The 7,843-nt window shown below is 51.1% G+C and carries 13 protein-coding genes; 2 read left to right on the forward strand and 11 right to left on the reverse strand.

All coding sequences use genetic code 11. The features are described 5' to 3' along the window. Nucleotides 1-6 precede the first annotated feature (6 nt). From CKK19_RS20725 to CKK19_RS20735, 3 genes are read right to left on the reverse strand one after another with little or no spacing between them, the layout of a single operon-like run. Entirely contained in the window at nucleotides 7-588 is a 582-nt protein-coding gene (locus CKK19_RS20725) for a TraE/TraK family type IV conjugative transfer system protein (protein WP_063854338.1), read from the reverse strand. Nucleotides 589-593: 5 nt separating this feature from the next. Continuing rightward, a complete protein-coding gene (gene traL / locus CKK19_RS20730) occupies nucleotides 594-896 on the reverse strand; it encodes a type IV conjugative transfer system protein TraL (RefSeq protein ID WP_045343954.1) in 303 nt (100 codons plus the stop codon). Between the two features lie 2 nt (nucleotides 897-898). Next, on the reverse strand, nucleotides 899-1,252 hold the full coding sequence (locus tag CKK19_RS20735; RefSeq protein ID WP_045343953.1) for a type IV conjugative transfer system pilin TraA: 354 nt from the start codon (nucleotides 1,250-1,252) through the stop codon (nucleotides 899-901). Between the two features lie 196 nt (nucleotides 1,253-1,448). Here CKK19_RS20735 and CKK19_RS20740 point away from each other — a divergent pair, with 196 nt between their 5' ends. After that, nucleotides 1,449-2,090, forward strand: coding sequence for an Arc family DNA-binding protein (locus CKK19_RS20740; protein WP_045343952.1), 642 nt, complete (start codon nucleotides 1,449-1,451; stop codon nucleotides 2,088-2,090). 38 nt (nucleotides 2,091-2,128) lie between these two features. Here CKK19_RS20740 and CKK19_RS20745 read toward each other — a convergent pair whose 3' ends face one another. Next, on the reverse strand, nucleotides 2,129-2,515 hold the full coding sequence (locus tag CKK19_RS20745) for a relaxosome protein TraM (RefSeq protein WP_023338043.1): 387 nt from the start codon (nucleotides 2,513-2,515) through the stop codon (nucleotides 2,129-2,131). 598 nt (nucleotides 2,516-3,113) lie between these two features. Between CKK19_RS20745 and CKK19_RS20750 the strand changes: the two genes are divergently transcribed. Continuing rightward, nucleotides 3,114-3,653, forward strand: coding sequence for a lytic transglycosylase domain-containing protein (locus tag CKK19_RS20750; RefSeq protein ID WP_063854337.1), 540 nt, complete (start codon nucleotides 3,114-3,116; stop codon nucleotides 3,651-3,653). Between the two features lie 28 nt (nucleotides 3,654-3,681). Here the strand turns inward: CKK19_RS20750 and CKK19_RS20755 are convergent, their stop codons facing one another. The 7 genes from CKK19_RS20755 to CKK19_RS20785 form a co-directional block, all read right to left on the reverse strand. Beyond that, nucleotides 3,682-4,503, reverse strand: coding sequence for a DUF932 domain-containing protein (locus CKK19_RS20755; protein ID WP_063854336.1), 822 nt, complete (start codon nucleotides 4,501-4,503; stop codon nucleotides 3,682-3,684). Nucleotides 4,504-4,519: 16 nt separating this feature from the next. Then, nucleotides 4,520-4,813 (reverse strand): hypothetical protein, encoded by a 294-nt coding sequence (locus CKK19_RS20760; protein ID WP_045332709.1) that lies wholly within the window; start codon nucleotides 4,811-4,813, stop codon nucleotides 4,520-4,522. A gap of 685 nt (nucleotides 4,814-5,498) precedes the next feature. Then, nucleotides 5,499-5,834, reverse strand: a complete 336-nt coding sequence (locus CKK19_RS20765; protein WP_063854334.1) for a hypothetical protein — start codon at nucleotides 5,832-5,834, stop codon at nucleotides 5,499-5,501. Between the two features lie 42 nt (nucleotides 5,835-5,876). Beyond that, nucleotides 5,877-6,668: an N-6 DNA methylase gene (locus CKK19_RS20770; protein ID WP_063854333.1), complete on the reverse strand. Its 792-nt coding sequence runs from the start codon at nucleotides 6,666-6,668 to the stop codon at nucleotides 5,877-5,879. A 40-nt stretch (nucleotides 6,669-6,708) separates the two neighbouring features. Further along, nucleotides 6,709-6,909, reverse strand: coding sequence for a hypothetical protein (locus CKK19_RS20775; RefSeq protein ID WP_031494497.1), 201 nt, complete (start codon nucleotides 6,907-6,909; stop codon nucleotides 6,709-6,711). Nucleotides 6,910-6,996: 87 nt separating this feature from the next. Further along, complete coding sequence (locus tag CKK19_RS20780; protein ID WP_074174452.1) at nucleotides 6,997-7,458, reverse strand: DUF1419 domain-containing protein; 462 nt, start codon at nucleotides 7,456-7,458, stop codon at nucleotides 6,997-6,999. A gap of 60 nt (nucleotides 7,459-7,518) precedes the next feature. Continuing rightward, nucleotides 7,519-7,833, reverse strand: coding sequence for a hypothetical protein (locus CKK19_RS20785; RefSeq protein WP_023338051.1), 315 nt, complete (start codon nucleotides 7,831-7,833; stop codon nucleotides 7,519-7,521). Nucleotides 7,834-7,843: the final 10 nt, after the last annotated feature.

Genomic DNA, 7,843 nt, shown 5'->3' on the forward strand with positions numbered 1-7,843 from the left:
GTCCTGTCAGTTGGTGGGAGATACCGGCTGGAGTTCTTCAAAGCTGTGGAGGTTAATCACACCATTGTCATAACTCAGTTTAAGTCGGTAGGTTTTTTCCTGGTCTTTCAGTGGCGTGGTGATTGCGCCGTTGGTGGTGGATGGTTTCAGTATTCCGCTGTACTGCACGGTGTTATCGTCAATAACGCGAATTTCTTTCGTGTCGAATCGGGTGGTGATGCCCCCGTTCTTGATTCGCTCAGCTTCAATATCCAGGGCTTTCTTGAGTGCGTCCCGTTCGGCGGAGGGGACGAATCCAAGAACCATTTTCTGGTTAGTGTCGACGTTTTCCGGACTAACATTCAGCCGCCAGTAAATAAAGGAAGCGGCGAACTGTGTCAGGCCGGTGGCGTCGACACTTTTTGAATCTGATGCAAATGGGCGGTTAAACGTTAATGGCGTGGTGATGATTTTCTGGGTGGTGGCGAAATGCCATGCCAGCGAACCTGTTAATACGTTTCCCACGCCCATAATTAAAGTTAACGCTGAAAGACCAATAAACGCATAACTAAGTTGTTTATCGCGCTCTCCTTTAATTTTCAGTTTCATAAAAACTATGCCCTCCAGTGCCGGAAACTTGAATCAGGTATCTGGCGAAAGGTTACTTTGAATAAAAGTGATGGCAGGTGCCAGTAGCAGAAATTAAGTAACCAGTACGACCCCTGCCCTTTCTTCAGATATCTGACGAGAAACCAGAGCAGGCCCGCTATGATGGAGAGTTCAATAGACATATTATTGAGGATGCCCAGTATAGCCAGAGGGGCAACAATAATAATTTCATCTAATGGCAAACCAAAATAGCGGTCCTGCTGGTTCAGTGTTTCCGGGAAGTAGTATTTATCCTCTTCCCCGCTCATGGTTAGCTCGCAATCGCAAAACCAATGCGTGTTGCAATGATTACCAGCGGCACGCCCAGGAATGTGAGTGGGGAGCGGGTTTTCATATAAATGAAGACACCGAAAAGAATTTCCCCGAGGTAAAACCATTTAACGATTGATGAGCCAGAACCAAAGGTTGAATTAACCGTTGTGTTCTGTGATGCGAGAAGGTCAGTACCGGATGCGAATGCCGGGTGTGTGACCAGGAATGCAAAAAGAAATGCGCCAACTGTCTTTAAGTAAAATTTAGTCAGACGATTTTCACGAGCTTTGCGGAATAAGGACGCTACCGCCCATCCCTTACCGACGTTAAGGGCACTGCCTTTGGTTAACATGCTTGTTTTCTCCGAAGTAAACAAAAGTGAATCGCGTAAGTGCTTGTTTACGCAGGCGCAATTGTCCCATGACCCTAAAAAAAAAAAACTGTGACGCATGTCACATTTTTACAAGGTATTCAGATTTATCCGAATATGTAAGTGAGTAGGCTTTGTTGACCAGTAAGTTCAGAAATGGCCTCAGGGATCTATAGCTATGAAAGTTAAAGAGAAAATGTGGGATGGTCGCGGCCGTCCACGGAAGTTCCAGCCAGGGGAGGCTGTGGAGTGGAGGTTGCGGGCGCCCGATAATTTGCTCATGGAGCTGAGAATATGTGCCAGAGCGGGTAACAGGAGCGTGAATGAGGAAATTATTGCCAGGCTTTTGTTGTCTCTGAATTATCAGCCGGGTAAGCCTGTCATTAAAACTGCGGAGGGTGAGCGGCTTATTGCGCTGGCGGTCAGATTCGAGGAATGGCTTGGGAAATTACTTGATGGTGAATCCGTTGAGGTTGTGAGTGAAATTAAGACCCCACACAAACAGGAGCAATTGTGGGTATGGCGGGAGGGTGAAAGAATTTTGCTTCCGGGGAAAACTACCGGCTATAGCATGCGTATTCCTGAGAATCTTGCGGATGAAATCAGGGCGATGGCGAAGGTGCATAACCGCAGTCTGAATGATGAAATGCTCACCCGGTTAATGAATACTCTCGGCTATTTTACTGAAAGATTGCTTGACCAGAACGAGGATGCGCAGGCGCTTAAAGTGCTGTGTATGGAATTTGAAGTTTTCCTGAAGGAAAAAATTAAGGAGGTGGAGAAAAGCGAGCCTCTGTGGGACGAAAAGTCGTCTCAGTGATCGATTCTGGCCGGAGTGTTCCGGCCAAAGAAGTTATTTTACCCTGCCAGGAAGTGGTCTTTTTCGGCTTTATCTTCCGCATCGTTAATTGCACTGATGTTGGTGTTTATGAGCTCTTCCAGTTTCACGCCAGAGTCGGGGCCTTTGAGTGTAACGAAGATGTCAGAGACAAGGGCAGTCAGAATCATAATACCTTCTCGTGACCCGGAGACTTTCTTTATAAGGTCGCGCCTAAAACCATCCAGGTCAAATGAGCTTCCTTCTTCTTTCGATTTGTAAACCATTAGCCCAAGGCGTACTAATTCGTTGACTATCGAAGAGTAGTTCATCTCAGAAGATGTGGCCCCTTTCTGTAGCTCTATTTCAAGAATATCATGTATTTCGCGGTCAATTTTGTCTTTAAAGTAAATGTTCTTTCTTGGCATAATAGTTTCTCGATGTTCTAATGCAGTGCCTGATGCGGCACTGCAATGGCGAACTTTAACAGCTATCCGTGGTGCAGGGTTCTGGTAACCAACTGATTTTATATATGACTCATCCCTAAATATGTGTGCTAATCAGGCACTACGGTGTGTGTGCATTAGGCACTATGATGTGTGTGGTTCAGGCACTATCTGCTTTTAACTTACTCTATTAATTGAATACACACAATCCCCACACTTCAGAGTGCTGTATTAGCACACATTGCAGTGCCTGATTAAGCACTGCAATGTGTGTTAGTCCACACACCTTAATCGCACATACTCAAAAATTACGTAATAAAACATACATCATGCCACTGAATTTAAAGAAAAAATCTGCAAGACGAAGTCTTGCGTGGGGTGTGATGTTTTAATGGGTTAGTAAAGAGCGGCGTGTTAATACCGTCTACTGCTCTGACATGTTTATTTCGGACGGGTGTTGAATCCCATCAGGAGAGCGCTCACGCGCGTTTGTAGTGAATTAACTTGATTGCGACGATCCGCCGGGGTATTTTTTAAGGCGACTCTCCTGAGCCCGTGTATTTCGTTAAAAGGCCAAACCATGAAAATATCGTTACTGCCTGCGGCATTGCTGACTCTTTCCATGTCTGCTGGCGCAGCTCCCCAGATGTGCTTTGATCAAGCCGGGAAAGATTATCAAATTGATCCGCTGCTGCTTATGTCAATTTCAATTAAAGAGAGCAGACTTAAGCCGGGTGCGATAAATGGATCAAACAGGAATGGAACAGAAGATGTCTGCGGGATGCAGGTGAACAGTTCCCATTACGGTAAACTTAAAAACTTCAATATTACCCGTGAGCGCCTGTTGAATGATCCATGTATCTGCGTTTATACGGGAGCGTGGGTACTGGCGCACAACTTCAGGTCATACGGAAAAAACTGGGACAGCGTGGGGATGTATAATACGGGGCCGAGCAAAAAGCTCATTGCGCAGCGCAAGGCGTATGCTCAGGATATCAAAAATATATATCGCGTATTGCTGGCAAGAAAAAAGTTACTTTCTGAACGTCTGGCGCCAACTGCGGGAAAGGAGCATGAGATTCAAATTGCGGAAGCGGCCTCGTTACATAGCGGACAGTAAAAAGCCGCTCTGTTGAGCGGCTTAATTTTCAGGCCTTCAGTTTTGCAAACTCCTCCGCCATTTTCCAGAGCACCTGATTTAATTTGATGTCACCATCAATTCCGGTGACTTCCCGCGTTCTGGTCACCTTCCCTTTTTGCGTTCTGCCACGAATCCCCCCACGGATCACATTTTCCTGTACCACGTTAAACGTGGTCCATAAATCCTGGCCTCTGTCGAGTACCCGGCGGGGGTTAATAATTTGCTCCGGCGTAATCGGCGCTGGTTTTCCATCATACTTAAGTTCCAGGGCGGTCGCACCAAAAAGCCGCTGCTCAGGCAAAGTAAGCTGAATGCTTTTCATGAGGTCAATATTTTCATCAACTGCGTCAAATGTTTTCAGCACCGTGTAAGCGCCTTCAATAACCTGCCCGACAATATCCCCTTTGTGGGGTACGCGGATTTCACCAAAATCCTTCCATGCAACCAGACCATTACTGCAAACCTGACGGAACATACCGGGGATCATTTTATAGCTGCTTGAACCATCATGGCTATTCAGCAGAATAATTTCCGGTACTTCTTTTCCGTTAATCTGGTCATGACGACGCAGGCGAAGCATATGCTTTGTAAAGTCGCGTTTATCCTGGTCACGTGTACGTGACTGCGTTGCATAATACGGCTGAAACCCTTCATCACGTAAACGGTCAAGAATGTTTATGGTCGGGATATATGTATAACGTTCAGAGCGTGAATCGTGTTTATCCGATGAGAACGCGCTTGGAACGATGAGCTGTAATTCCTCATTCGTCAGTGGACGGTCTTTGCGGATCGAGGTAGGCATACGATAGCGGCTTGCGAAACTGACCATTTTTATTTACTCCTGATTATTTAGTTAGTGATGAAGGAATAACGCGGTGAAAATTATCCAGCGGCATTGCAGCTGCCACCGGGCGACCATCTACAACCCAGACAGAGATATAATCCGGGCATTCGTCATTAATTAACGTCAGCTCAGTGGCATTCTCTGGCGGCGTAAAAATTGCCGGTTGTGGCTCCCCTTCCGATGCTGCCAGGACCCAGCAAAACAGATCCGTGAACTGGGACGTGGTGAGGTTTGAATCACATCTTCCGGTAGATTCTTGAGCGGCGGTTTTGACGTTGACGTTTCGTGTGTGCATCCTGGTTTTCTCCTGTGGTGATGGTGTCCATCTCCCTGGTGAGTTCTCTCGCGGCAAAGGGCAAAGGAGCAACGGCGAAGGGAGGAAGGAAAGGGGCGGAGACTAAAGTTTTTGCGGCACGCAAAAAGTTTTGGCGGAGTGCATTTCACCCCTTGGATGACGACCCGACGGTGCTACGACCAGCCCTCCGCGTGAGGACGCACGGGGGATGGCTTCACCAGGGGAACAGGATGCACACACCCGACACGTCGGAACGGCGTGGCGCCATTAAAGCGACGGCATCAGCCGGCGCGGTGAAGGCGTTCCGGACGGCACGGCCGGAGAAGCCGCAGCCCTTGACCTTTGCCATCAGACCCTAGCCGTATGGCCCGAAACCCGAAGGGGTTCGGCGGAGCCTGGCGGGTGCGCAGCGGCCGCCCTGGCGGAGTGGGGCTCGACGACCGGACAGCAGCGCTGGCCGGGAGCCGAAGGGGGCCATCGCCCTGCCCTGTTTTCGGGGTATGGTCACGGAGCTGCAACTGAGCAAGTTAACCAGCAGGACGCCGGTTATGATCGCAGGTAAGGAGAGATGCACTGCAACGGGGAATGGCAAGAGCGCCGGAGGCGCTTTCGCCCTCCCCGTTTCCCCGAAGGGGTAACGTTTTGCGGTTGCCCCGATGATATGCACCGGGGCTAAGGTTCCCGTTCAGATCGGTTCTTCGCTGTCACCCCCATTTTCCTGCTCATAATGCATCACGGCCATATTCAGCAGGGCATTAAATCCATCGATACCCGCCCCGTCCGGATCGCACTGTTCGCACAGGTGCAGAAGATTGGCCAGAAAATCCGTGATGACGGTTTGCACGCTTTCGCTTTCCCTGTTCAGCCCGGTTTTACGGGCGAAGTTCCAGAGCACATCAGCAGCCAGCGCGGCGTGATCATCGTTGCTGCGGATTTTTAGCGGTTCAGGCTGGTCTTTCAGGCGTTCTGCCAGCGTCTCCAGCACGGTCGCCGGAACAGCGTTTAGTGTGTTGCTTGTCATTTTCTCTCTTCCTGCGGCAGGTCTGCCCTGCCGCTCTGTCAGTCAGGCGGCCACGGTGGCCAGAAATTTTTTCATTGCATCCAGACGACTGCGAAATGCCAGACGTCCCTGCCAGTCATTGAAGTAATACACGGGGGTATAACGCACACGGCTCGCTTTCAGGGTCAGCGTGTTGCCTGTCACGACTTTCGCGGGAATACCCAGCAGCGCCAGCTGGATAAAGGCCATATCAGCCACCATGGGATCGATATCGGTACAGGTGGCATACAGCTGTTCTGACGGGTTATATCCCGCTTCAGCCATCCAGAATGCAAAGGCGATGACCATTCCGGCGCTGCCGCAGGCTGGCTCATCGAGCGTCAACCATCCCTCACGCTTTATCGTCTCCTGAGCGCCGGGCATGAGTATTCCGGCCATCAGACGGGAGATACAGGACGGTGAAAAATACTGACCCATTTCATCCGCACCCAGCTCCTGCTCCATGTACAGGGCGCCGAGAAAATCATGAATGTCACCCGCCAGCCCCTCCACCAACAGGCTGAACAGCTGTTTCATGGCGTATAAATCGTCCGGCTGATACCGCCCGCAGATGCGACGGCTGTTTTCAATATTCTCCGGCAAACGTATACGCGCCATATCCAGCTCACTGGCAGCCAGGGCGATAAAGTCGCGGAACACTTCCGAACGGCGCATATTTTTCGCCGTCTGACGGAAGACGCTGGCGAACTGTTTACGCGCCTCAGCTGGCGACAGCATCCGGACAGGCGCGGAAGCCCGCGGCTGCGGATCGACCAGGTCTGCCAGGAACAGGGATTCAAAACTCAGTTGTGACATGGTTTCTCCTTACCGGCCGCCCGCAGGCGGCCGTCTCCTGTTAAGCCAGTCCAAGCGCCGGGTAGACGCTGACAGCCAGACCACAGTCAGCATCGGCGGCGTAGCCTGTTTCGGCATTTACCACGGACAGGAACGGCTGCCACTGTGAGAAGCGCAGCGCGGGTACGCGGGCGCGTTTTCCGGCGCGGAGGGCATTTACAAATGCCTTCGCCTGTGCGACAGTTTGCGGGTCAAATTTCACGATCAATCTCCTTACTTTGGTTGTGATTGCCGGTTCACCGTTGCTGCGGCTACCCGGCGTTGAGAAAGCAGGGGCAACCCTGCTTTTTTAATGCGCTGAATTCAGCGGTGCATCGAGACAGAAACGGGCGATCACGTCCCCAATCAGCTCCCGGTGATGGCGGGTGTGCAGGTCATGGCACTCAAAGAAACGCACGCCATACCGGACGAAAATCGCGGTCACATCCCCGCCCGTAAACTCCATCGATTTGAACGACTCCCCGCCATACCCTCTGCACCAGTCCACTGGCGGCAGCGTTTCCAGCTGGCCGATGTACCGGGCCTCGGTGATTTCCACCCAGGGACGGCGATAGCCGTCATTCTGCTTTTCCTGTACCAGAGTCGCGGGGATCAGCTCCGCATCCGGATAGAGACGGCGCAGAGATTCCAGCGTTATCGCTTCACGCTGAGTCACCCACTGCCCTTCCAGCTGGGTTGCGCGGTCATAAACGGCGTTATGAGACGGAACGAAAAAGGCCATTGGTGTAGCGGTCGGAGTGTTAACGTTCATGTTTCTGGCTCCTGTCTGATGAGGTTCCGTGCGGCGGCAGCCGCACGGGGTGAACCGTGTTTAAATGTCGATACCTGCGCGCTCGATCAGGCGCACAAACTGTTTGAAGTGGTCAGCTTCTGCCACATGGATATGGCGGAACTGTTTATCGACGCCGCTGCTGAGGGCGTAGAAATAGGTGCAGCGCATCGTTTCTGGGCAGCGTCTGCGCAGTTTCTTCAGCTCAGCAAGGCTGCTGAACTCCAGAACGTCCGATTCCTCCTCTGAGTTTTTTTTCGTCTCAGCGACGAGGATCGTGTACGACACGGTTTTTCCCCCCATCTTTCTGGAAGATTCTTGAGCGGCGGTTTTGACGTTGACGTTTCGTGTGTGCATCCTGGTTTTC

It is taken from the genome of Enterobacter sp. CCUG 70166 (assembly GCF_020224095.1).
Taxonomy (GTDB): Bacteria; Pseudomonadota; Gammaproteobacteria; order Enterobacterales; family Enterobacteriaceae; genus Enterobacter; species Enterobacter intestinihominis.